This window comes from Pseudomonas sp. RIT288 (assembly GCF_000631985.1).
GTDB lineage: Bacteria > Pseudomonadota > Gammaproteobacteria > Pseudomonadales > Pseudomonadaceae > Aquipseudomonas.
Genome location: NZ_JFYN01000001.1, coordinates 234,962 through 256,718, shown reverse-complemented (window position 1 = coordinate 256,718; position 21,757 = coordinate 234,962). Strand labels below are relative to the sequence as shown.

29 protein-coding genes are annotated in these 21,757 nt (G+C 61.4%); 10 read left to right on the top strand and 19 right to left on the bottom strand.

The genetic code is table 11. From position 1 onward, the window contains the following. The first annotated feature begins 109 nt into the window (after positions 1-109). On the top strand, positions 110-964 hold the full coding sequence (gene rpoH, locus BW33_RS01140) for an RNA polymerase sigma factor RpoH (protein ID WP_003229146.1): 855 nt from the start codon (positions 110-112) through the stop codon (positions 962-964). 144 nt (positions 965-1,108) lie between these two features. On the opposite strand, the gene mtgA is transcribed toward rpoH, so the two are convergent. Next, a complete protein-coding gene (gene mtgA, locus BW33_RS01135) occupies positions 1,109-1,831 on the bottom strand; it encodes a monofunctional biosynthetic peptidoglycan transglycosylase (protein WP_047596595.1) in 723 nt (240 codons plus the stop codon). Between the two features lie 74 nt (positions 1,832-1,905). Here mtgA and BW33_RS01130 point away from each other — a divergent pair, with 74 nt between their 5' ends. The 4 genes from BW33_RS01130 to trmB all read left to right on the top strand — a co-directional run bounded on the left by BW33_RS01130 (position 1,906) and on the right by trmB (position 4,206). Next, complete coding sequence (locus tag BW33_RS01130) at positions 1,906-2,283, top strand: DUF423 domain-containing protein (RefSeq protein ID WP_047596594.1); 378 nt, start codon at positions 1,906-1,908, stop codon at positions 2,281-2,283. 132 nt (positions 2,284-2,415) lie between these two features. Then, positions 2,416-2,616 carry a sulfur carrier protein ThiS gene (gene thiS / locus BW33_RS01125; protein ID WP_177327450.1) on the top strand — a complete coding sequence of 67 codons (201 nt, stop codon included), beginning with the start codon at positions 2,416-2,418 and terminating at the stop codon, positions 2,614-2,616. A gap of 60 nt (positions 2,617-2,676) precedes the next feature. Further along, positions 2,677-3,471, top strand: coding sequence for a thiazole synthase (locus BW33_RS01120; RefSeq protein WP_047297148.1), 795 nt, complete (start codon positions 2,677-2,679; stop codon positions 3,469-3,471). Between the two features lie 9 nt (positions 3,472-3,480). Further along, positions 3,481-4,206, top strand: a complete 726-nt coding sequence (gene trmB / locus BW33_RS01115) for a tRNA (guanosine(46)-N7)-methyltransferase TrmB (RefSeq protein WP_016983240.1) — start codon at positions 3,481-3,483, stop codon at positions 4,204-4,206. Positions 4,207-4,325: 119 nt separating this feature from the next. Here trmB and BW33_RS01110 read toward each other — a convergent pair whose 3' ends face one another. The 10 genes from BW33_RS01110 to BW33_RS01065 form a co-directional block, all read right to left on the bottom strand. Then, positions 4,326-4,649, bottom strand: coding sequence for a DUF3392 domain-containing protein (locus BW33_RS01110; protein WP_047596593.1), 324 nt, complete (start codon positions 4,647-4,649; stop codon positions 4,326-4,328). A 27-nt stretch (positions 4,650-4,676) separates the two neighbouring features. Next, positions 4,677-5,810 carry a radical SAM family heme chaperone HemW gene (gene hemW / locus BW33_RS01105; RefSeq protein ID WP_236645186.1) on the bottom strand — a complete coding sequence of 378 codons (1,134 nt, stop codon included), beginning with the start codon at positions 5,808-5,810 and terminating at the stop codon, positions 4,677-4,679. A 68-nt stretch (positions 5,811-5,878) separates the two neighbouring features. Beyond that, positions 5,879-6,475: an RdgB/HAM1 family non-canonical purine NTP pyrophosphatase gene (rdgB, locus tag BW33_RS01100; RefSeq protein WP_047596590.1), complete on the bottom strand. Its 597-nt coding sequence runs from the start codon at positions 6,473-6,475 to the stop codon at positions 5,879-5,881. Further along, positions 6,472-6,906, bottom strand: a complete 435-nt coding sequence (locus BW33_RS01095) for a DUF4426 domain-containing protein (protein ID WP_027610575.1) — start codon at positions 6,904-6,906, stop codon at positions 6,472-6,474. Before BW33_RS01095 ends, rdgB begins: the two co-directional genes overlap by 4 nt. Before the next feature lie 26 nt (positions 6,907-6,932). After that, positions 6,933-7,553 (bottom strand): methionine biosynthesis protein MetW, encoded by a 621-nt coding sequence (gene metW / locus BW33_RS01090; RefSeq protein WP_047596588.1) that lies wholly within the window; start codon positions 7,551-7,553, stop codon positions 6,933-6,935. A 7-nt stretch (positions 7,554-7,560) separates the two neighbouring features. Next, on the bottom strand, positions 7,561-8,700 hold the full coding sequence (gene metX, locus BW33_RS01085; RefSeq protein WP_047596586.1) for a homoserine O-succinyltransferase MetX: 1,140 nt from the start codon (positions 8,698-8,700) through the stop codon (positions 7,561-7,563). A 186-nt stretch (positions 8,701-8,886) separates the two neighbouring features. Then, entirely contained in the window at positions 8,887-9,180 is a 294-nt protein-coding gene (locus BW33_RS01080; RefSeq protein WP_047596584.1) for a DUF167 domain-containing protein, read from the bottom strand. Further along, positions 9,177-9,767, bottom strand: a complete 591-nt coding sequence (locus BW33_RS01075) for a YggT family protein (RefSeq protein WP_027610578.1) — start codon at positions 9,765-9,767, stop codon at positions 9,177-9,179. Before BW33_RS01075 ends, BW33_RS01080 begins: the two co-directional genes overlap by 4 nt. 10 nt (positions 9,768-9,777) lie before the next feature. Then, positions 9,778-10,596 carry a pyrroline-5-carboxylate reductase gene (gene proC, locus BW33_RS01070; RefSeq protein ID WP_047596583.1) on the bottom strand — a complete coding sequence of 273 codons (819 nt, stop codon included), beginning with the start codon at positions 10,594-10,596 and terminating at the stop codon, positions 9,778-9,780. A gap of 28 nt (positions 10,597-10,624) precedes the next feature. Then, positions 10,625-11,311 carry a YggS family pyridoxal phosphate-dependent enzyme gene (locus BW33_RS01065; RefSeq protein WP_047596582.1) on the bottom strand — a complete coding sequence of 229 codons (687 nt, stop codon included), beginning with the start codon at positions 11,309-11,311 and terminating at the stop codon, positions 10,625-10,627. A gap of 56 nt (positions 11,312-11,367) precedes the next feature. Here BW33_RS01065 and BW33_RS01060 point away from each other — a divergent pair, with 56 nt between their 5' ends. Beyond that, positions 11,368-12,402, top strand: coding sequence for a type IV pilus twitching motility protein PilT (locus BW33_RS01060; RefSeq protein WP_003229114.1), 1,035 nt, complete (start codon positions 11,368-11,370; stop codon positions 12,400-12,402). Positions 12,403-12,523: 121 nt separating this feature from the next. On the opposite strand, the gene BW33_RS01055 is transcribed toward BW33_RS01060, so the two are convergent. Further along, on the bottom strand, positions 12,524-13,150 hold the full coding sequence (locus tag BW33_RS01055; RefSeq protein WP_003229112.1) for a C40 family peptidase: 627 nt from the start codon (positions 13,148-13,150) through the stop codon (positions 12,524-12,526). Between the two features lie 248 nt (positions 13,151-13,398). On the opposite strand from BW33_RS01055, the gene BW33_RS01050 reads away from it, so the two are divergent. Next, on the top strand, positions 13,399-13,830 hold the full coding sequence (locus BW33_RS01050; protein ID WP_047596579.1) for an NINE protein: 432 nt from the start codon (positions 13,399-13,401) through the stop codon (positions 13,828-13,830). Between the two features lie 131 nt (positions 13,831-13,961). Here the strand turns inward: BW33_RS01050 and BW33_RS01045 are convergent, their stop codons facing one another. The 7 genes from BW33_RS01045 to gshB form a co-directional block, all read right to left on the bottom strand. After that, a complete protein-coding gene (locus BW33_RS01045) occupies positions 13,962-15,233 on the bottom strand; it encodes a dihydroorotase (RefSeq protein WP_047596578.1) in 1,272 nt (423 codons plus the stop codon). After that, positions 15,230-16,234: an aspartate carbamoyltransferase catalytic subunit gene (locus tag BW33_RS01040; protein WP_003229107.1), complete on the bottom strand. Its 1,005-nt coding sequence runs from the start codon at positions 16,232-16,234 to the stop codon at positions 15,230-15,232. Before BW33_RS01040 ends, BW33_RS01045 begins: the two co-directional genes overlap by 4 nt. A 29-nt stretch (positions 16,235-16,263) precedes the next feature. Further along, positions 16,264-16,770, bottom strand: coding sequence for a bifunctional pyr operon transcriptional regulator/uracil phosphoribosyltransferase PyrR (gene pyrR, locus BW33_RS01035; RefSeq protein ID WP_027610583.1), 507 nt, complete (start codon positions 16,768-16,770; stop codon positions 16,264-16,266). Between the two features lie 81 nt (positions 16,771-16,851). Next, positions 16,852-17,289: a Holliday junction resolvase RuvX gene (ruvX, locus tag BW33_RS01030; RefSeq protein ID WP_003229101.1), complete on the bottom strand. Its 438-nt coding sequence runs from the start codon at positions 17,287-17,289 to the stop codon at positions 16,852-16,854. Further along, positions 17,289-17,861 (bottom strand): YqgE/AlgH family protein, encoded by a 573-nt coding sequence (locus BW33_RS01025; protein WP_025109150.1) that lies wholly within the window; start codon positions 17,859-17,861, stop codon positions 17,289-17,291. Before BW33_RS01025 ends, ruvX begins: the two co-directional genes overlap by 1 nt. 227 nt (positions 17,862-18,088) lie before the next feature. After that, on the bottom strand, positions 18,089-18,988 hold the full coding sequence (locus BW33_RS01020) for an energy transducer TonB (RefSeq protein ID WP_007964106.1): 900 nt from the start codon (positions 18,986-18,988) through the stop codon (positions 18,089-18,091). 107 nt (positions 18,989-19,095) lie between these two features. Further along, positions 19,096-20,067, bottom strand: coding sequence for a glutathione synthase (gene gshB, locus BW33_RS01015; protein WP_047596576.1), 972 nt, complete (start codon positions 20,065-20,067; stop codon positions 19,096-19,098). A gap of 225 nt (positions 20,068-20,292) precedes the next feature. Between gshB and pilG the strand changes: the two genes are divergently transcribed. From pilG to BW33_RS01000, 3 genes are read left to right on the top strand one after another with little or no spacing between them, the layout of a single operon-like run. Further along, complete coding sequence (gene pilG / locus BW33_RS01010; protein ID WP_041063509.1) at positions 20,293-20,697, top strand: twitching motility response regulator PilG; 405 nt, start codon at positions 20,293-20,295, stop codon at positions 20,695-20,697. A 60-nt stretch (positions 20,698-20,757) separates the two neighbouring features. Continuing rightward, on the top strand, positions 20,758-21,123 hold the full coding sequence (gene pilH, locus BW33_RS01005) for a twitching motility response regulator PilH (protein ID WP_003229091.1): 366 nt from the start codon (positions 20,758-20,760) through the stop codon (positions 21,121-21,123). A gap of 10 nt (positions 21,124-21,133) precedes the next feature. Continuing rightward, positions 21,134-21,673, top strand: a complete 540-nt coding sequence (locus BW33_RS01000) for a chemotaxis protein CheW (RefSeq protein ID WP_007964098.1) — start codon at positions 21,134-21,136, stop codon at positions 21,671-21,673. Positions 21,674-21,757: the final 84 nt, after the last annotated feature.

Below are 21,757 nucleotides of genomic sequence, written 5' to 3'. Positions count from 1 at the left end.
TTTTGCGCGTGATTGACCTTGCGGTTTTTTTGGGAACTTGTACTTGAATTCCCGGTCAATTTTTCGCAGTGCCGAGAGGCACGAGTATGTAAGTGGGAGGTTTTTTCGCATGACCAATTCTTTGCAACCTGCGTACGCGTTGGTTCCGGGTGCGAACCTGGAAGCCTATGTGCACACCGTCAACAGCATTCCATTGCTGACGCCGGAGCAGGAGCGTGAACTGGCCGAGAGTCTCTACTATGAGCAGGATTTGGGGGCGGCTCGGCAGATGGTGCTCGCCCACCTGCGATTTGTCGTACACATCGCCCGTAGCTATTCCGGCTACGGTCTGGCTCAGGCTGACCTGATCCAGGAAGGCAACGTCGGTCTCATGAAGGCTGTGAAACGCTTCAACCCGGAAATGGGTGTGCGTCTGGTGTCGTTCGCCGTGCACTGGATCAAGGCGGAAATTCACGAGTTCATCCTGCGCAACTGGCGCATTGTGAAGGTCGCGACCACCAAGGCCCAGCGCAAGCTGTTCTTCAACCTGCGCAGCCAGAAGAAACGTCTGGCGTGGCTGAACAACGAGGAAGTCCACCGTGTGGCGGAAAGCCTCGGCGTCGAACCACGTGAAGTGCGCGAGATGGAAAGTCGCCTGACCGGCCATGACATGGCCTTCGACCCGGCTGCAGAAGCTGACGACGACAGTGCTTTCCAGTCGCCGGCCAACTACCTGGAAGACCACCGGTACGACCCGGCGCGTCAACTGGAAGATGCCGACTGGAGCGACAACTCCAACCACAACCTGCACGAAGCGCTGGAAGTGCTGGACGAACGTAGCCGCGACATCCTCTACCAGCGCTGGCTGGCAGAAGAGAAAGCCACGCTGCACGACCTGGCGCAGAAGTACAACGTGTCGGCCGAGCGGATCCGTCAGCTCGAGAAGAGCGCGATGAACAAGCTCAAGTTGTCGATCGCCGCATAACCGGCGCCTCGGCAAACAAAAACGCCCCGATCAGCGATGATCGGGGCGTTTTCATTTAGAAGATCAAAAGATCGCAGCCTTCGGCAGCTCCTACATGGGATTGCATTTCACCTGTAGGAGCTGCCGAAGGCTGCGATCTTTGCATTACTGCGCCCAAGGCGCCCGGCGCGAATCATCAAGCCCCAGCAGGTAACTGGTCCCACCCAACTGGCTCATCTGCTGCCGAATCCACCCGGCCCGGCGCGACACATAAGCCGTCGGATGGCTGGCGCTCCACACTCGCGGGTTAGGCAGTACCGCCGCCAGATAACTCGCCTGCTGACGCGACAGTGACTTCGCGCTCACGCCAAAGTGATGGCGTGCCGCCGCTTCGGCACCAAACACTCCGTCATCCCACTCGACGCTGTTCAGGTACACCTCAAGAATCCGCTGCTTGGGCCAGAGCACCTCGATCAGCGCGGTAAACCACGCTTCCAGACCCTTGCGCAGATAACTGCGACCGGACCACAGAAACAGGTTCTTCGACACTTGCTGGCTCAAGGTGCTGGCACCGCGAATCGAACCGCCGAGTTCGTTGTGGGCCAGCGCAGCCTGGATCGCGCTGAAATCAAAGCCCCAGTGCTCGGGAAACTTCTGGTCTTCGCCGGCCATGACCGCGACCTTGAGATCGTCGGAGATCTCGTCCCATGGTTTCCAGGTGCGCTGCAGGTCAATCGGCTCGCCGTCGACCCAGGACTCGATCTTGCGCTCGACCATCAGCGCCGTGCCCGGCGGCGGCACGAAGCGAAACAGCAACACCAGCAACACACTGCCGCCCGCGAACCAGAGCAGGGCCTTCGTGAGACGACGCAAAAGTGAACGCAGCATAGAGATGGCTTGGCCGAACCGATAGAGCGGGCCATTATACAGACCCTGCCGAACGAGTCTGACTGGAGTTCCACATGCTGCGTGGCTTTCTGATGCTGGCCGCTTTCTTTGGTTTTACCGGTGTGGGCCTGGGCGCCTTCGCGGCGCATGGCCTGAAAAGCCGCCTGACCCCCGAGTATCTGGCGATTTTCCACACCGGCGTGACCTATCAACTGGTGCACACGCTGGCGCTGTTCGGTGTGGCGCTGCTGGCCACGCAGGTTCAGGGGCGGCTGGTGACCTGGGCGGGCATTTCGTTCGCCGTCGGCATCCTGCTGTTCTCCGGCAGCCTGTATGTGCTGACCACAACAGGCATCAGCAAGCTCGGCATTATTACCCCGTTCGGCGGTCTGGCGTTTCTGCTCGGATGGCTGTGTCTGGGCCTCGCCGCCTGGCGCCTGCAACTGACCTGACCGATTCCTGCAGGAGCTGCCGCAGAGGGATGGCTATTTCATGGGGGCGGCGCCTTTCAAGACGAATGGCTTGGGTCACCCCGTGTGATCGGGCTAGAATGCCAGCCCCTAAAAATGATGGCGGCCTGGCGCATGCGCATTCAGTTGAACGGCGAATCCCTTGAACTGCCCGACGGTGAAACCGTTGCGGCCCTGATCACCCGTCTGGAACTGACCGGACGTCGAGTGGCAGTCGAACTCAATCTGGATATCGTCCCGCGCAGCCAGCATGCCGACACCGTGCTCAACGACGGCGACACCGTCGAAGTGGTGCACGCCATCGGCGGCGGCTGATCGCCCGGCCCGCAAGGGCACAGAATTCTGCAAGACCCTCACCCCTAAAGAGGATTCCCCATGAGCATCGTTCGCAGCGACAAGCCTTTTGTTCTGGCCGGTCGTACTTACCAGTCGCGTTTGCTGGTCGGTACCGGCAAGTACCGTGACATGGAAGAAACCCGCCAGGCCATCGAAGCCTCGGGTGCCGAGATCGTCACCTTCGCCGTGCGTCGTACCAACCTCGGCCAGATCGAAGGCGAGCCGAACCTGCTCGACGTGCTGTCGCCGGATCGCTACACCTTCCTGCCGAACACTGCCGGTTGCTACGACGCTATCGAGGCCGTGCGCACCTGCCGCCTGGCCCGTGAGCTGCTCGATGGTCACAACCTGGTGAAGCTGGAAGTACTGGCCGACCAGAAAACCCTGTTCCCCAACGTGATCGAAACCCTCAAGGCCGCCGAAACGCTGGTCAAGGAAGGCTTCGACGTGATGGTTTACACCAGTGATGACCCGATCATCGCCCGGCAACTGGCGGAAATCGGCTGCATCGCGGTCATGCCGCTGGCCGGTCTGATCGGTTCCGGTCTGGGGATCTGCAACCCGTACAACCTGCAGATCATCCTCGAAGAAGCCAAGATTCCGGTGCTGGTGGATGCCGGTGTCGGTACCGCTTCCGACGCTACCATCGCCATGGAACTGGGTTGTGACGCGGTGCTGATGAACTCGGCCATCGCCCACGCCCAGCAGCCGGTGATGATGGCCCAAGCCATGCAACACGCGATCGTCGCGGGCCGTCTGGCCTACCTCGCCGGCCGCATGCCGAAAAAACTCTATGCCAGCGCCTCTTCGCCGCTGGATGGTCTGATCAAGTAAGAGCCATTGATGACTGAATCGAACGACACGCCTATCCAGACGGAAGAGGGCGACGAGCGCCAACACCGCCGCATCAAGAGTTTCGTGATGCGCGCCGGGCGCATGACCGAAGGCCAGCAGCGCGGTCTGGACCAGGGCGCGCCGCTGTATGTGCTGCCCTTGGCCGACGCGCCGGTGGATTACGATCAGGTGTTCGGCCGTTCGGCGCCGCGCTCGCTGGAGATCGGGTTCGGCATGGGCCACTCGCTGCTGGAAATGGCCGCGGCGGCACCCGATCAGGACTTCATCGGTGTGGAAGTACACCGTCCGGGTGTTGGCGCGCTGCTCAACGGCGTGCTGACCCAGGGCCTGACCAACCTGCGGGTCTACGATTGCGACGCGATCGAAGTGCTCAACCGCTGCATCGCCGACAACAGCCTCGATCGCCTGATGCTGTTCTTCCCGGATCCATGGCACAAGAGCCGTCATCACAAGCGTCGCATCGTTCAGGCGTCCTTTGCCGAACTGGTGCGCAGCAAGCTGAAGGTTGGCGGCATCCTGCACATGGCCACCGACTGGGAACCGTACGCCGAGTACATGCTGGAAGTGATGAACGTCGCCCCGGGCTACCGCAACCTCGCCGAAGACGGCAAATGCGTACCGCGCCCGGCCGAACGCCCGATCACCAAGTTCGAACGCCGCGGCGAACGTCTCGGGCATGGCGTGTGGGATCTGAAGTTCGAAAAGCAGTCTTGAGCCTTACTCAAATACCCCTGTAGGAGCTGCGGCACGCTGCGATCTTTTGATTTTGTTTTTCAAGATCAAAAGATCGCAGCGTGTCGCAGCTCCTACAGGGTATTTTTGAGAAATTGAAATCAGCGGCGGTCAGCGACGACGCCAATCAACACCAGTACCACCAGCAGCACCGGCGCCAGGCTGTAGTTGTTGAACTGGCTCAGGCCCCTGACCACCCACGGCGTCGCATAGATCAGCGCGGCGCCGCTGCCGATCACGCACAGCAGGGCCATCAGCGGTACGCGCAGGGCGCCGGCGATGCTGCCCAGGCGTTGCTCGACCCAGCCTTTGAAGTCGGCGCCGAACAGCACCAGCAGGCAGCCCACCAGGGCCAGGGCGATTTCCGAGAGGTTGCTGCGGCTCCAGCGGGACACGGTGGCGAGCAGATCGAGTATCAAATCCATGGTTTTTCCTTGGGGCGGCCTTCAGGCTCAGCTCAGAAATTTCTGCAGCAAGTCATTGAGGAACAGTTGTCCGCGCTCGGTGGCCGCCAGACGTGACGGTTCGACCTGCATCAGGCCGCTTTGTTCGGCCTCGCGGCGGTGTTCGGCGAGACTTTCCAGTGGCAGGCCGGTGCGCTCGGGATACAGGTGCGATTCCACCCCGGCCGTCAGGCGCAGGGCGTTCATCAGGAACTCGAACGGCATCTCATCGTTGCTCAGAGCTTTCTCGCCGGCCTGGAAGCTCTTGGCCGGGTTGAGATAGTCCTTCGGCAAGCGCGTTTTCCAGGTGCGCACAATGCGCCCGTCCGGATGACTGAGCTTGCCGTGCGCGCCGGCGCCGATGCCGATGAAGTCACCGAAACTCCAGTAATTGAGATTATGCCGCGCCGGACGCCCGGGCTGGGCATAGGCCGAGACTTCGTATTGCGCGTAACCATGCGCGGCGAGCAGCGCTTGCCCGGCTTCCTGAATGTCCCACAGCGTGTCGTCTTCCGGCAGCACCGGCGGCTGGTTCCAGAACACCGTGTTCGGCTCCAGTGTCAGCTGATACCAGGAGATGTGCGTCGGTTGCAGTTCGATGGCCTGGCGCAGATCGCTCAAGGCATCGTCCAGCGATTGATCGGGCAAGCCGTGCATCAGGTCGAGATTGAAGTTATCGAACCCGGCCTGGCGCGCCATACCCGCCGCGCGCACCGCTTCGTCGCCGTTGTGGATACGTCCGAGGGCTTCGAGTTTCTGCTGCTGGAAGCTCTGGATGCCGATCGACAGGCGATTGATCCCCAGCTTGCGATACGCGACGAACTTCTCTTGCTCGAAGGTGCCGGGGTTGGCTTCCAGAGTGATCTCGATGTCGTGCGCAAACGGGATGCGCTGCTCGACGCCTTTGAGCAAGCGCCCGAGGGCTTGCGCGCTGAACAGGCTAGGCGTCCCGCCACCGAAGAAGATCGAACTGATTTCACGGCCATACACCGCGTGCAGATCCTGATCGAGGTCAGCCAGCAAGGCGTCGACGTATTCCTCTTCTGGCAGCACCGGGCTGGCAGTGTGCGAGTTGAAATCGCAATACGGACATTTGCGCACACACCACGGAATGTGGATGTACAGCGCCAGAGGCGGCAGCATAGGCAGCGGCGCCCGAGGCGAAGAGGCGGCGCCGCCGATGATCAGCGACGACGCGGAGGGGCTGTCGGTCATTTCAGGCCCAGACGCTGGCGCAGCAGATCCATTGCACGGGCGCGGTGGCTGATCTGGTTCTTGTCGGCCGGGCTCAGTTCGGCGCTGGATACGTCACGCTCCGGCACCCAGAACAACGGGTCGTAGCCGAAACCGTGCTCGCCGCTGGCGGCGGTCAGGATGCATCCGTGCCACAGGCCTTCGCAGAGAATCGGCAGCGGATCATCAGCGTGGCGCACCAATGCCAGCACGCAAACGAACTGCGCGCCGCGCTGGGCTTGCGGCACGTCTTTGAGGGCGTCGAGCAGTTTGGCGTTGTTCGCCGCATCGCCCTTGCCATCGGCATAACGCGCCGAGTAGATGCCCGGCGCACCGCCGAGGAAATCCACTGCCAGACCGGAATCGTCGGCCAGCGCCGGCAGACCGGAAATGCGCGCGGCATTGCGCGCCTTGAGGATCGCGTTCTCGACGAACGACAGACCGGTTTCTTCCGGCTCGACCTTGCTCCATTCGCCGATCGAGCGCAGTTGCACCGAGTCGCCGAGCATGGCCTGGAGTTCCTTGAGTTTGCCGGCGTTATGGCTGGCCAGTACGAGTTGCGTGAGGTTCATCATTCGCCGGGGAAGAGTTCTTGGTTGAAGTTGATGGTGTTGATCTTGTCACCGTTCTGCACCTTGATTTCAAAGGTGCGGGTTTCCTGCTGCTCCACCGGGTACTGCGCGATGTAGTAGATCGCGCCCTGTTCGGTGACCTGGCGGAAGTTCAGTGGCACGCTCTGGCTGGTCAGGTCTTTGACCGTGCCGGTGACGTTGGCGATCAACGGTTTGCCGTCCTTGATCACCGACACGTTGATCACGCCCTGGTTCTTGCTGCGGATCAGCTCGGCTGCTTTGGCGATGTCGGGTGTCAGGAAGGTCGAGTTGAAGGTGTTGTAGTGCACGGTAACGTCACCGAACACTTCCTTGCGTTCGCCCTTGATGGCATCGGCGGCCACCGCCGACAGACTCAGGCAGGCGGCCAATAGCACAGTAATCAAGCGACCCATGATCGTTCTCCTCGAAATGTCGTGGTTCAGACCGCGACCCGATGATCTGCAAGCACCGGGCTGCTGACGCGGTAGATACCAATCTCACCTAACAGATTAGGCCATAGCTTACTGGCCCACCCGTGACGGTGCTGTTGATCCACGGCAAGCCGATCAATGACCTTCGCATCACGTTCGCGACAAAGTTCTTCAAAGTCTTCGAAGGTGCAGAAGTGAATGTTCGGCGTGTTGTACCAGGTGTACGGCAGAAACTCCGACACCGGCATCCGGCCCTTGCTCGCCAGGTACCAGCGGCAGCGCCAGTGACCGAAGTTGGGGAAGGTGATGATGCACTGACGACCGACTCGCAGCATCTCGTCGAGGATCTTGTCCGGGTAATGCACGGCTTGCAGGGCCTGGGTCATGACGACGATGTCGAAACTGTTGCTGGCGAAGTTGCCCAGCCCCTTGTCCAGGTCCTGCTCGATGACGTTGACGCCCTTGGCCACGCATTCGGCGATGTTGTCGGCGTCGTTTTCCAGGCCATAACCGGTGACGTTCTTGTTGTCGCGCAGCCAGGTCAGCAGTTCGCCGTCGCCGCAACCAAGGTCGAGCACGCGGCTGCCGGCGGGGATCCATTCCTGGATGATTTCCAGATCAGCTCTCATGGCTTGTTCACACCGTAATTCGGTTCATGTAATTGCCGAACGCCTGCAAATAGCGCGGGATCGGAATCAGGAAGGCGTCGTGGCCCTGGGGTGCGTCGATTTCCAGATAGCTCACGTCTTTGCGTGCTGCCATCAGCGCGTCCACCAGTTCTCGCGAGCGAGCCGGGGAGAAGCGCCAGTCGGTGGTGAACGACATCACGCAGAACTTGGCGGTGGCGTTTTCGAAAGTTTTCGCCAGGTTATCGTCGAAGTTCGCCGCCGGATCGAAGTAATCCAGCGCCTTGGTCATCAACAGATAGGTGTTGGCATCGAAACGACCGGAGAATTCTTCACCCTGATAGCGCAGGTAGCTCTCGACCTGGAACTCGACGCTGTGGAAGTCGTAGTTGAGCTTTTCGCTCTTCAGGCCACGGCCGAATTTCTCGCCCATCGAGTCGTCGGACAGGTAGGTGATGTGCCCGACCATCCGCGCCAGCATCAGCCCGCGCTTGGGGATCACGCCCGCTTCCTGGAACGAACCGCCGTGGAACTCCGGGTCGGTAAGGATCGCCTGGCGCGCCACTTCGTTGAAGGCGATGTTCTGCGCCGACAGTTTGGGCGCCGAGGCGATGGCCAGGCAATGGCGCACGCGATCCGGGTAGGTGATGGTCCACTGCAACGCCTGCATGCCGCCGAGGCTGCCGCCGATCACTGCGGCGAACTGGCGGATGCCGAGTAGATCGGCCAGACGCGCCTGGCTGTGCACCCAGTCTTCCACGGTGAGCACCGGGAAGTCGGCGCCGAACGGCTTGCCGGTCTCCGGGTTGATACTGCTCGGGCCAGTGGAGCCGTTGCAGCCGCCCAGATTGTTCAGGCTGACCACGAAGAACCTGTTGGTGTCGATCGGTTTGCCGGGGCCGATGCAGCTGTCCCACCAACCGGGCTTGCGGTCGTCGACGCTGTGATAGCCGGCGGCATGGTGATGCCCGGACAAGGCGTGGCAGATCAGCACGGCGTTGCTCGCTTGCGCGTTCAGCGTGCCGTAGGTTTCATAGATCAGGTCGTAGGCGGGCAGCGAACGGCCACAGGCCAGGGCCAGAGGTTCACTGAAGTGCGCCGTTTGCGGCGTCACCAGACCAACAGAATCGGGGGGAAAGGCAGCTGGCATCGACCCTGCTCTCGTTGAAATGAGGCGTAAGTCTAAAGACCGGGGGGGTTAGCGGCAAGCAACGTTGGGGCTCAGATGTCTTCGCTCTGGACCGAGGTGCAGCCATTCGCGAGCAGGCTCGCTCCCACAGGGGATTGCATTCCAATGTGGGAGCGAGCCTGCTCGCGAATGGAGCGACTCGGTGGATCAGACCGGACGAGCCAGGTCAGGCAGCTCCGGCAGCTTCTTCGGCGAACAGATCTTCACCCGTTTCTGCCGGTTCAACTCGCCGCTGAGCAAGCTGACCTGGCTCTTGGACACGCCAAACGCCTTGGCCAGAAAGCCCATCAGATACGCATTCGCCTTGCCCTCGACCGGCGGTGCGGTGAGGCGGATCTTCAGGCGGTCACCGTGCAGCCCGGCGAAATCATCGCTGCGGGCTGCCGGTTGCAGATGACATTCGAGGATCAAGTCGTCCCCGTCCCAGCGAAACCAGCTCACATCAGCAGGCGCAGGATTTCCGGCATCATCGTCATCGCCGCCAGATTGTTGATCACCAGCATGTCGATCAGCTTCAGCGCCAGAAAGGCGAAGATCGGCGACAGGTCCAGACCGCCGAGGTTCGGCAGAATCTTGCGGAACGGTGCCAGCGCCGGCTCGCAGATCTGGTTCACCAGTTCAGCGCCCGGATTGTGGCTGCCCGGAGCGACCCACGAGAGGATCACGCTGATGATCAGGGCGAAGAAGAAGATCTTCAGGAACAGTGCGGTCACGCCGATGATCGACCAGATGAACAGCTGCAGCGGGTTGCCGGTGGTGCCGTAGGTCAGCAGCAGGGTCAGGGCCATCAGGGCCAGTTGCACCAGAATCGCCAGCACCAGCGATGACATGTCCAGGCCGAAGATGCTCGGGATGATCCGGCGCAGTGGCTTGAGCAGCGGCTGGGTAGCCTTGACCACGAACTGGCACAGCGGGTTGTAGAAGTTTGCGCGCACCAGTTGCAGGACGAAGCGCAACAGCACGATCAGCAGGTACAGGCTGCCGAGGGTTTGCAGCACGTAAACCGCTGCGGTGTTCAATCCAATCATGTAAGGCTCCTTATTTGCCCAGTTGTTCGGCCATTTCGGCCGAGCGGTGCGCGGCGGCGCCGAGTGCTTTTTCTACCAGGGCTTCGAAGCCGTTAGCCTGGAATGATTTGATCGCGGCCTCTGTGGTGCCATTTGGCGACGTCACGCGGCGGCGCAGTTCGGCAGCGTCGACATCGCTGGACACCGCCATGTGCGCGGCGCCCAGAGCCGTTTGAAGGGTCAGTTGCTCGGCGATTTCCTTTGGCAGGCCGAGTTTGACGCCAGCGGCGGTCATCGCTTCGATCAGCAGGAAGAAGTACGCCGGGCCGGAACCGGAGACGGCGGTGACCGCATCGAGTTGCTGTTCTTCGTTCAGCCAGAGCGCGATGCCGACGGCGGACAGCAGCTCTTCAGCCTGCTGACGCTGTTCGGCGGTCACTTCGCTGGTGGCATACAGGCCGCTGACGCCCTGACGCAGCAGTGCCGGGGTGTTCGGCATGCAGCGCACGATCGGCTGCTCGCCGAGCCACGCAGTCATGCTCGCGCAAGTGATGCCGGCGGCGATCGACACCACCAGTTGCTGCGGTTGCAGGCTTGGGCGGATGGCTTCGCACACGGCTTTCATCGCTTGTGGCTTGACCGCCAGCACGATCACGTCGACGCCGTCGATGGCCTGGGCGTTGTCGGCGAAGGTTTCGATGCCGTGTTCGGCGCTGACGCGTTGGCGGGTCTCTTCGCCCGGATCGCTGGCGCGAATGTGGCTGGCTTGCAGACCCTTGGCCCGCAGGCCGCCGATCAGGCTGGCGGCCATGTTGCCGGCACCGATAAAGGCAATGCGTGTGTTGCTCATGTCAGGTCCTTTTTCAGATGGCTGTCGGTCATTGCTGACCGTAATCTCTGGCGCCAAACAGGGCGGTACCGATCCGCACCCAGGTGGCGCCTTGGGCGATAGCCGACTCGAGGTCGTGGCTCATGCCCATGGAAAGTGTGTCGAGCGGCAGATTCAGGCTGGCCTGCAAACGTTGCACGGCAGCAAAAGCGGCATCTTGCTCGGCGCGATCTTCGGTCGGCTCGGGAATCGCCATCAGCCCGCGCAGTTTCAAGCGGGGCAGGGCGCTGATGGCCTCGGCCAGCGTCGGCAGGTCGGCCGGGGCGCAGCCGGACTTGCTGGCCTCACCGCTGACGTTGACCTGAATGCAGATGTTCAGCGGCGGCAACTCGGCCGGGCGCTGTTCGGACAGGCGTTGGGCGATTTTCAGGCGATCCACGGAGTGCACCCAGTCGAAATGCTCGGCGATGGCGCGAGTCTTGTTCGATTGAATGGGGCCGATGAAGTGCCAGATCAAGGGCAGGTCGGCCAGTTCGAGCTGTTTGCCCAGGGCCTCCTGCAGATAATTCTCGCCGAAATCACGCAGGCCGGCGGCGTAGGCTTCACGCAGGTCTTGTGCGGGTTTGGTCTTGCTGACCGCCAGCAACTGCACGCTGTTTTCACTGCGTCCGGCCGCTGCGGTGGCAGCCTGGATGCGCGAACTAACCAGTTGGATGTTGTCTGCTATCGTGGACATCAAGAGGCGCCGGCGGTCTGAAGGTTCGCGGCATTCTACTGGAATTGAGGAGCGCTATGGATATCACTGAATTGCTGGCGTTCAGCGCCAAACAGGGCGCTTCCGACCTGCACCTGTCGGCCGGTCTGCCGCCGATGATCCGCGTCGATGGCGATGTGCGGCGGATCAATCTGCCGGCGCTGGATCACAAGCAAGTGCACGAATTGATCTACGACATCATGAACGACACCCAGCGGGTCGACTTCGAGAAACACCTGGAAACGGATTTCTCGTTCGAAGTCCCCGGCGTCGCGCGTTTCCGGGTCAATGCGTTCAACCAGAACCGGGGCGCCGGCGCGGTGTTCCGCACCATTCCCTCGAAAGTGCTGAGCATGGAAGACCTTGGCATGGGCGACGTCTTCCGCAAGATCACCGATGCCCCGCGTGGGCTGGTGCTGGTGACCGGGCCGACCGGGTCCGGCAAATCGACCACGCTGGCGGCGATGATCGATTACCTCAATACCCATCGCCATCACCACATCCTCACCATCGAAGACCCGATCGAGTTTGTCCACGAATCGCGCAAATGCCTGATCAATCAGCGCGAAGTCCATCGCGATACCCGCAGCTTCGCCACCGCGCTGCGCTCGGCGCTGCGCGAAGACCCGGATGTGATTCTGGTGGGCGAGATGCGCGATCTGGAAACCATCCGTCTGGCGCTGACCGCTGCCGAGACCGGGCATCTGGTGTTCGGTACGTTGCACACGACGTCGGCGGCAAAGACCATCGACCGGGTGGTGGACGTATTCCCCGGTGATGAGAAGTCCATGGTGCGTTCGATGTTGTCCGAGTCGCTGCTGGCCGTGGTGTCGCAGACGCTGATCAAGAAGATCGGCGGCGGGCGGGTGGCGGCGCACGAGATCATGCTGGGAACGTCGGCGATCCGGAACCTGATCCGCGAGGACAAGGTGGCGCAGATGTATTCAGCGATTCAGACCGGTGGGTCGTTGGGGATGCAGACACTCGACATGTGCCTGAAGGAGCTGGTAACCAAGGGCTTGATCAGTCGCGAGCATGCGCGGGAGAAGGCGCGTACGCCGGATAATTTCTAAAGGCTGGATTACGCCTGTGGCGAGGGAGCTTGCTCCCGCTTGAGCGCGTAGCGCTCACAAGATTTTGGGGCTGCTGCGCAGCCCGGCGGGAGCAAGCTCCCTCGCCACAGTTGATCGTGTTTCAGCGCTGGACGACACGCATCTGCTTGCCAGCCGGTTCTTTCGGCAGCACACGCTTGGCAACCACGTAATGCTGTTCCCAGTACGGCTTGTTCAGCGTGTCGATGCTCACCGCTTTGCCACGGCGTGGTGCGTGGATGAAGCGGTCGTTGCCCAGGTAGATGGCGACATGGTTGACCCGACGGCTCTTGATGTTGAAGAAAATCAGGTCGCCCGGTTTCAGATCCTTGCGTTCGACTTTCTCGCCATGCCCGCTGGCCATCGCGTTGGAGGTGCGTGGCAGGTCGAACGTGGCGTCGTTGAACGCGTATTTCACCAGACCGCTGCAGTCGAAACCTTTACTTGGGCTGCTGCCGCCCCAACGGTATGGAGTACCGAGGACGTTCACCGCACGGCTCAGGACGTTGCTGCTTTCCTTGTTGGCCATCGGTGGCACCAGCTTGCCGTGATTCTTGCTGGCGAGCGTGGTGTGTTTCGTTTGTTTGCTGCTCTTGCTCGAAGGAGCCGAAGCATGGGATTTAGGGGTGAAACCGTTAACGTTGGGAAGACGTTGCTCACGATTGGTGGCGTGGGCGGCCAGTGGCATTAATAGGCAAATAGTTAGCCATGTCTTGAAAAATGGTCGCATTAGGCGTGGCTCTTATGTGTTAGCGCGCAACTTTATAACAGCTTTTTTGTCCCTTCCGAGGCCGTTGGTCGATTCCATCGGAGGGCAACGGAACCAAACAAGCGGCAAACGGACGCAATTGTCGGACAGAAGTCCGGTGCTATAAGGCTTTGACGGACGACACGGTAACATTTGCCGTACGTCGGCTACATGTAAAAAAGTCACAAAGAATTAAAGAAAATTTATCTATCGTGTGAATCGAGGTCTTCATGAACCGCTATCAGCAGGTCGCTGCACCGCAGGATACGCACAGCAAAATCATCGGTTATCTGCTGTGGATTTTTGGCTTCACCGGCGCTCACCGCTTCTATTACGGTAAACCGGTGACCGGGACGATCTGGTTCTTCACCTTCGGTCTGTTGGGCATTGGCTGGCTGATCGACGTGTTCCTGATCCCGGCGATGGACCGCGAGGCGGATCTGCGCTTTGCCGCAGGGCCGATCGAATACAACGTGGCGTGGATTCTGCTGACGTTCCTGGGCGTATTCGGCGTGCACCGGATGTACCAGGGCAAGTGGATCAGCGGGCTGCTGTATCTGCTGACCGGCGGATTGTTCTTTATTGGTGTGCTGTATGACTTCTGGACCCTGAATGATCAGGTGTCGGTACGCAACGCGCAGAACCGCGGCGCCTTCCAGTAAGTTATCGCCAGCCTGCTGGCGATTCGGGGCGATGCCGAGTGAAGATCAAAAGATCGCAGGCTGCGCCAGCTCCTACAGGTTGGAATGCATTTTCCCTGTAGGAGCTGCCGCAGGCTGCGATCTTGTGCTTTTTAGGCCTGGTGGCTGATCCGCCCGTCCACCAGCGTATAGCGCACCACACCCGGCAGGGTGTGACCGAGGAACGGGCAGTTCTCGCCCTTCGACAGCCAGCCTTCGCCGGCCACGGTGGATGCTTTCGGATCGAACAGTACGATATCCGCCGCACCGCCCACCGCCAGTTTGCCCGCCGGCAGACGCAGCGCCTGGGCTGGACCAGCGCTCAAGCGCGCCAGCAGGGTCGGCAGATCCAGCAAACCATCCTCAACCAGCGTCATCGCCAGCGGCAGCAGCAATTCAACACTGCTGATGCCCGGCTCGGTCGCGCCGAACGGTGCCAGTTTGGCGTCGCGTTCGTGCGGCTGGTGATGGCTGGAGATCGCCGAAATCACCCCGGACTTCACCGCTTCACGCAGGCCGTCGCGGTCGGCGCGGGTGCGCAGCGGCGGTTGCACATGATACAGGCTGCTGAAGTCGATCAGCGCTTCATCGGTGAGGATCAACTGATACAGAGCGACATCTGCGGTGACCTTCAAGCCACGGGCCTGCGCCTGAGCGATCAGAGCCACGCCGCGCGCGCTGGTCAGTTGGCTGAAGTGCGCGCGCACGCCGGTCTGCTCGACCAGCAGCAGATCGCGAGCGAGGGCCACGGTTTCCGCGGTTTCCGGAATCCCCGGCAGGCCGAGGAAACTGGCGACCGCACCTTCATGGGCCAGACCGCCATCGGCCAGATCGTGATCTTGTGAATTGAAAATCACCGTCAGGTCGAAGGTCGCCGCGTATTCCAGCGCCCGGCACAGGGTGCGGGTGTTGCGGAAACTCTCCAGACCATTGCCGAACGCCACACACCCGGCGTCGCGCAGCGCCACCAGCTCTGCCAGTTGTTCGCCGTCCAGCCCTTTGCTCAGCGCGCCGATCGGGAACACTTTGGTGTTGCCGGCTTCGCGGGCGCGGTCGAGGATCAGTTCGGCCACGGCCGAAGTGTCGAGCACCGGTTTGGTCTTCGGCGGGCAGCACAGGCTGGTCACGCCGCCGGCTGCCGCGGCGCGGGTTTCGCTGGCGATGCTGCCTTTGCGGCTGTAACCCGGCTCGCGCAGGGCCACGTTCAGATCGACCAGACCGGGTGCTGCAACCAGACCGTTGGCGTCGATGGTTTCCACTGCGGTGAAACCGGCCGGCGCGGCGCCGAGGGCGACGATCTTGCAGGCTTCAACGTGAATGTCGGTGATTTGATCCAGGCCACTGCTTGGATCGATGACGCGGGCGCCGAGAATGCTGAGCTTCACTGGGCGTTCTCCTGCTCGAATTGGCGCTGGGCAGTTTGTCCGCTCATGGCCATGGACAACACGGCCATACGGATGGCGATGCCGTAGGTCACTTGATTGAGGATCACCGAGTGCGGGCCGTCGGCCACCGCGGACTCGATCTCCACCCCCCGGTTGATCGGCCCCGGGTGCATGACGATGCAATCGGGTTTGGCCCCGGCCAGACGTGCGGTAGTCAGGCCGAACAGGCGGTAGAACTCGCCTTCGCTCGGCAGCAGGCCGCCGGTCATGCGCTCGCGCTGCAGGCGCAGCATGATCACCACGTCGACGTCTTTCAGGCCTTCGTTCATGTCGGTGTAGACCTTGACGCCGTACTGCTCGATGCCGATCGGCAACAGAGTCTTCGGCGCGATCACGCGGATGTCCGGGCAGCCGAGGGTCTTCAGGGCGAGCATGTTCGAGCGCGCCACCCGCGAGTGCAGGATGTCGCCGACGATCGCCACCGAGAGGTTTTCGAAACCGCCCTTGTGCCGACGGATGGTGAGCATGTCGAGCATGCCCTGGGTCGGGTGCGCGTGACGGCCGTCGCCGCCGTTGATGATCGCCACCTGCGGGCAGACGTGCTCGGCGATGAAGTGCGCGGCGCCGGAGTCACCGTGGCGCACGACGAACATGTCGGCGGCCATCGCTTCGAGGTTGCGCAGGGTGTCGAGCAGGGTTTCACCTTTGCTGGCCGACGAGGTCGACACGTTCAGGGTGATCACGTCCGCCGACAGCCGCTGGGCCGCCAGTTCGAAGGTGGTGCGGGTGCGGGTGGAGTTTTCGAAGAACACGTTGCACACGGTCTTGCCGCGCAGCAACGGGACCTTTTTCACCGCCCGGGCACCGACTTCGAGGAACGAGTCGGCAGTGTCGAGGATTTCCGTCAGCAACTCGCGGCGCAGGCCATCGAGCGAGAGGAAGTGGCGCAGCTGGCCCTGATCATTGAGCTGCAGCGGGCGCTTGGTATCTAGAGGCGTCATCGCGAGGGGGGACTCTCAATAAGGGCGGGTTAGGAATTCAGGTCTTGCAGTTCGAGCGTCAGCGGCTCCGGGCCGGACAGCTTGACCCGCTCATTGGCGGCCAGCGACAGGGTCGCACCCACCACGTTCGGGCGGATCGGCAGCTCGCCGGCGTCCAGGTCGAGCAGGCAGACCAGGGTCACGCTGGCCGGGCGGCCGTAGTCGAACAGTTCGTTCATGGCGGCGCGGATGGTCCGGCCGCTCATCAATACGTCATCGATCAGCACCAGATGCTGGCCTTCGATCTCGAAGGGCAGGGCCGAGGGGCGCACTTGCGGGTGCAGGCCGTTCTGGCTGAAGTCGTCGCGGTAGAAGGAAACATCCAGCGTGCCCAACGGTGCGTCGCTGGCCAATTCCTTGAGCAGGGCCTGTGCGACCCAGATGCCACCAGTGCGGATGCCGATGTAACGCGGTTCGCTGATATCACGCTGTGCAAGGTGCGCCTTGAGGCGGGTTGCCATCTGGCTGATCAGATCGGCGGGATTGGGCAGGCTCATGGTTGCTCCTTCGTGATTCCGAGCCGCGTCCTGCCGGACGTGGCTGGGTTTATAACCAAAAGAAAAGCGCCGAAGCGCTTGTCAGGATTCAAACAATGCAGTGTTTTCGTCGAGCCAGCCCTGCAACAGCAGGGCGGCGGCGATGGCGTCCACCGGGTTGTCGCGGTAACTGCCTTTCTGCCCGCCGCGCACCAGTCGCTCACCCTTGGCCTCAAAGGTGGTCAGGCGTTCGTCGTGGGTATAGAAGGGCACATTGAAACGGCCATTGAGACGGCGGGCGAATTTTTCCGCGCGCAGGCACATCTCGCTGGGCGTACCGTCCATGTTCAGCGGCAGGCCGACCACCACGGCATCGGGTTTCCATTCCTTGAACAGCGCTTCGACCTGATTCCAGTCGGGCACGCCGTTCTGCGCTTTCAGGGTGCACAGCTCGCGAGCCTGGCCGGTAATCACCTGGCCGACCGCAACGCCGATCTGTTTGGTGCCGTAGTCGAAGCCGAGAATCAGGCGCAGGGCCATCAGGCGTGCCCCGCCTGACTGGTCAGCAGGCTGAGGTTGATCCCCAGATGCCGTGCCGCCGCTTCCAGACGCAGCTCGCTGCTGGTGTTGAACAGGATGTCGGCGTCGTACGGGCAGGTCAGCCAGGCGTTGTCGGCCAGTTCGGCCTCCAGTTGCCCGGCTTCCCAACCGGCATAACCGAGGGCGATGACGCTTTTCGCCGGGCCCACGCCGTCGGCGATGGCGAACAGCACGTCCTGCGAGGTGGACAGCGCCAGATCACCGTCCAGCTCGACGGTGGCCTGAAAGGTCTTGCCTGCCGGGTGCAGGACAAACCCGCGATCGGTCTGCACCGGGCCGCCAATGAAGATCGGCACATGCTGGCACAGCGCTGGCGGATCGATGTCCGGGCGCAATTGCTCGAGGATGTCAGCCAGATTCAGCTCTTGCGGTCGATTGACCACCAGCCCCATGGCGCCATTGGCTGTGTGCTCGACGATGTAGGTCAAGGTGTGGGCAAAGTTTGGGTCGGCCATGTGCGGCATGGCGATCAGGAAGTGATGCTTGAGATAGCTGGGGCTGACGTTTTTCATGAGCGATAGTGTGGCGTTCAAGGGGCGAACTGACAAGCTGGAGATGCGTTGCGAAAGGTCTTCCCTACCCCTGTGGTGAGGGAGCTTGCTCCCGCTCGGCTGCGCAGCAGTCGTAAAATCTGATAACGCGGTGGATCTGGAAAAAGCAGGGGGCCGCTTCGCAGCCCAGCGGGAGCAAGCTCCCTCGCCACAAAAGCTCCCTCGCCACAAAGCTCGCTTGGCGCTGGTCAATTGCTGGAGAGCTTGTCGCCCCGGGCGAATTTCCAGGTGCGGATGATTTCCAGTCGGTCGATATCCGACAGATCGCCGGTAAACGGCGCAAACGGTGCCGCCAACCGGACGATGCGCTGCGCCGCCTGATCCAGCAGCGGCTGCCCGGAGGATTCGAGCACCAGCACTTCGTACAGCGAGCCGTCGCGGTTGATCGAGACCATCAGCCGCAGGTTGCCGTAGATCTGCTTGCGCCGCGCTTCTTCCGGATAATTGAGGTTGCCGATGCGCTCGACCTTCTTGCGCCAGTCATCCTTGTACCAGGCGCCCTTGTCGCGCATGGTCGAGGCCGCGCTCAAGCGGTGGATGCGCGGACGCTTGGCGTATAGCTGCTGTTCGTTGGCCAGTTCCGCTTCAAGGCTGGCGATGTCGCTGGACAGCTGCGAGCTGTCGAACGTCGGCGCGTTGACCGCAGGTTTGGTCTCGGTCTTGGTTTCTTCTTTTTTGGTCGGCGCCTTTTGCTGTTTCGGCGCCACCGTGGTCACCGCAGCCTTGGGCGCCGCTTCGCGTACTTCCGGTTTGGCGGCCGGGGGCGGGGTGACCTTCTTGACCTGATTGTCCTGGAACGGCGCGACCTCGGTGGTCTTGGGAATCGCCTTCTTGTCGAGGGTGCCGCTGCCTTCCTGGTTTTCCTGAGCGAGGAAATCAGCCTTTTTCGGCTTGGTTTCGCTCTTGAAGGTGGCGAGGGTGATTTCCAGGGTTTTGCTGATCTGCTTGGGCTCGACCATGGTGAAGCCGACGCCGAGCAGCAGCGCCAAATGAATCAGCGCCGCGAGAAACAGGGTAAATCCGAGGCGATCGGCCGGGCGCACGCCACGATGGGCGAGTTCTGCGGGCAGATCGGACGGGAGTGTCATGACAAGAAAACCAACATCGCGTTTTTCAGAGGCTGCGCATGATAACGCAATGTTGGTTTCACGCCTTGGGCTTCACGCTTCAAGCGACAGACTGCATGTGACACACGTCAAGCTTGCGGCTTTTTGCCGGCGGCTTGCAGCTTCTTCTCAATGGCATCCATCAGCATGCCGCCGATGTCGGTGCCGAAAGCGTTGTCGATTTCGCGGATGCAGGTCGGGCTGGTGACGTTGATTTCGGTGAGGTTTTCACCGATCACGTCCAGACCGACGAACAGCAGACCTTTCTCGCGCAAAGTCGGACCGACCTGGGCGGCGATCCAGCGATCCTTGTCGGTCAGCGGCCGCGCTTCACCACGACCACCGGCGGCGAGGTTGCCACGGGTTTCGCCCTGGGCCGGAATCCGTGCCAGGCAGTAATCCACCGGCTCGCCGTCGATCATCAGGATGCGCTTGTCGCCGTCCTTGATCGCCGGCAGGTAGGCCTGGCCCATGATCTGCTGATTGCCGAGGGCGGTCAGGGTTTCGAGAATCACCGACAGGTTCGGATCGCCGGCGCGGTGACGGAAGATCGAAGTACCGCCCATGCCGTCCAGCGGCTTGAGGATCACGTCGCCATGCTTGGCGGCGAACTCACGCAGCACATCGGCGCGGCGGCTGACCACGGTTGGCGGGGTGCACTGCGGGAACAGCGTGGCGAACAGTTTTTCGTTGCAGTCGCGCAGGCTCTGCGGCTTGTTGACCACCAGCACGCCGGCGGTTTCGGCCTGTTCCAGCAAGTAGGTGGAGTAGACGAACTCCATGTCGAACGGCGGATCCTTGCGCATCAGGATCACATCCAGGTCGCTCAGCAGGTTGTCCTGCTCGGCGTCCAGTTCGAACCATTTTTCCGGGTTGGCGAAGACTTTCAGCGGCTTCATGCGCGCCCGGGCCTGACCTTCGGCCTGATACAGGTCGCGCTGCTCCATGTAGAACAGTTCCCAGCCACGTTTCTGCGCGGCCAGCAGCATGGCCAGCGAGCTATCCTTTTTATAGGAAATGCTGGCGATAGGGTCCATGACAATCCCGACGCGAACGCTCATTGGGTTTTCCTCGAAAATTGGCTACCGGATCGGTATTGAAAAAGTGCCGCCAGAGTGGCTCCGGGCGGGTTTTCGGTCAAGGAAAAACCCGTCGATAGATTGCATCTGGAGACTGTGCTAAAAAGGCTGGCATAGCGTGTTGACCCTTGAGCATCAAGGGTTTCCAGCCATTACTCATCGCAAAACGGACAATTTGATTCGCAAAGGCGACGGTAGAGCCCCCTTATGGAACAGCAGTCCAGCGCCTTGAAGGTCATGGTGATCGATGACTCGAAAACGATTCGTCGCACCGCCGAAACGCTGTTGAAAAATGTGGGCTGCGAAGTCATCACGGCCATCGACGGTTTCGACGCGTTGGCCAAGATCGCCGACAACCACCCCGGAATCATTTTTGTCGACATCATGATGCCGCGTCTGGATGGTTATCAGACCTGCGCTTTAATCAAGAACAACAGTGCGTTCAAGGCCACGCCGGTGATCATGCTGTCGTCGCGTGACGGGCTGTTCGACAAGGCCAAGGGGCGGATTGTCGGTTCTGATCAATTTTTGACCAAGCCTTTCAGCAAGGAAGAACTGCTCGACGCGATTCAGGCCCATGTTCCGGGCTTCGCCGCCGTTTTGCCGCAGTAAGACACGTACAGTGACGCTCGGCCAGCGGGCCGGGTGTCGACAAGAAAAATGGGGAAGACCATGGCACGTATCCTGATCGTCGATGATTCGCCGACTGAAATGTACAAACTCACCGGCATGCTGGAAAAGCACGGCCATGAAGTGCTCAAGGCCGAAAACGGCGCCGACGGCGTGGCCCTGGCCCGTCAGGAAAAGCCCGACGCGGTCTTGATGGACATCGTCATGCCCGGCCTCAACGGCTTCCAGGCCACTCGACAGCTGACCAAGGATGCCGAGACCAGCCACATCCCGGTGATCATCATCACCACCAAGGATCAGGAAACCGACAAGGTCTGGGGTACGCGCCAGGGTGCGAAGGATTACCTGACCAAACCGGTCGAAGAGGACACCCTGATCAAGACCCTGAACAACGTGCTGGCCGGTTGATCGCGCGGCCATGAACCAGTCGCTGACCGCGTTCGAGCTGCTGTGGCAGATCGACCAGCGCTGCCGCCTGCTGGCGGCGGATCTGCCGTCGCAGCCCGGCCGTCAGGATCGCTGGAGCGGCATCGGCTTTCGTCTCGGCGAGCACTGGTACGTGACGCCGATGGGTGAAGTCAGCGAAGTGCTGCACGAACCGCGCTGCACTCAGTTGCCTGGGGTCAAGCCGTGGGTCAAAGGGGTGGCTAACCTGCGTGGGCGGTTGCTGCCGATCATGGACCTGTGCGGATTCTTTGGTCACGAACTGTCGCCGTTGCGCAAACAGCGGCGGGTATTGGTGGTGGAGCACAACGATGTGTTCGCCGGGCTGCTGGTCGATGAGGTGTTCGGTTTGCAGCACTTCGAGCAGGACAGCTTCGAACCGATCTCGATCAGCAAGCGCCAGGGTTCCAAGGCCGAGTTCGTCAAAGGCTATTTCCGGCGCGAGCAGAACTGGCGGGTGTTCAGCCTGTTTGCGCTGGCCAAATCGCCGGTGTTCATGAGCGTCGCGATATAACAGATTCAACACTGTCCCCTGTGGCAGCGAGCCTGCTCGCGAAGAGGGCGTGTCAGGCAAGATGAATATTGGCTGACCCGACGC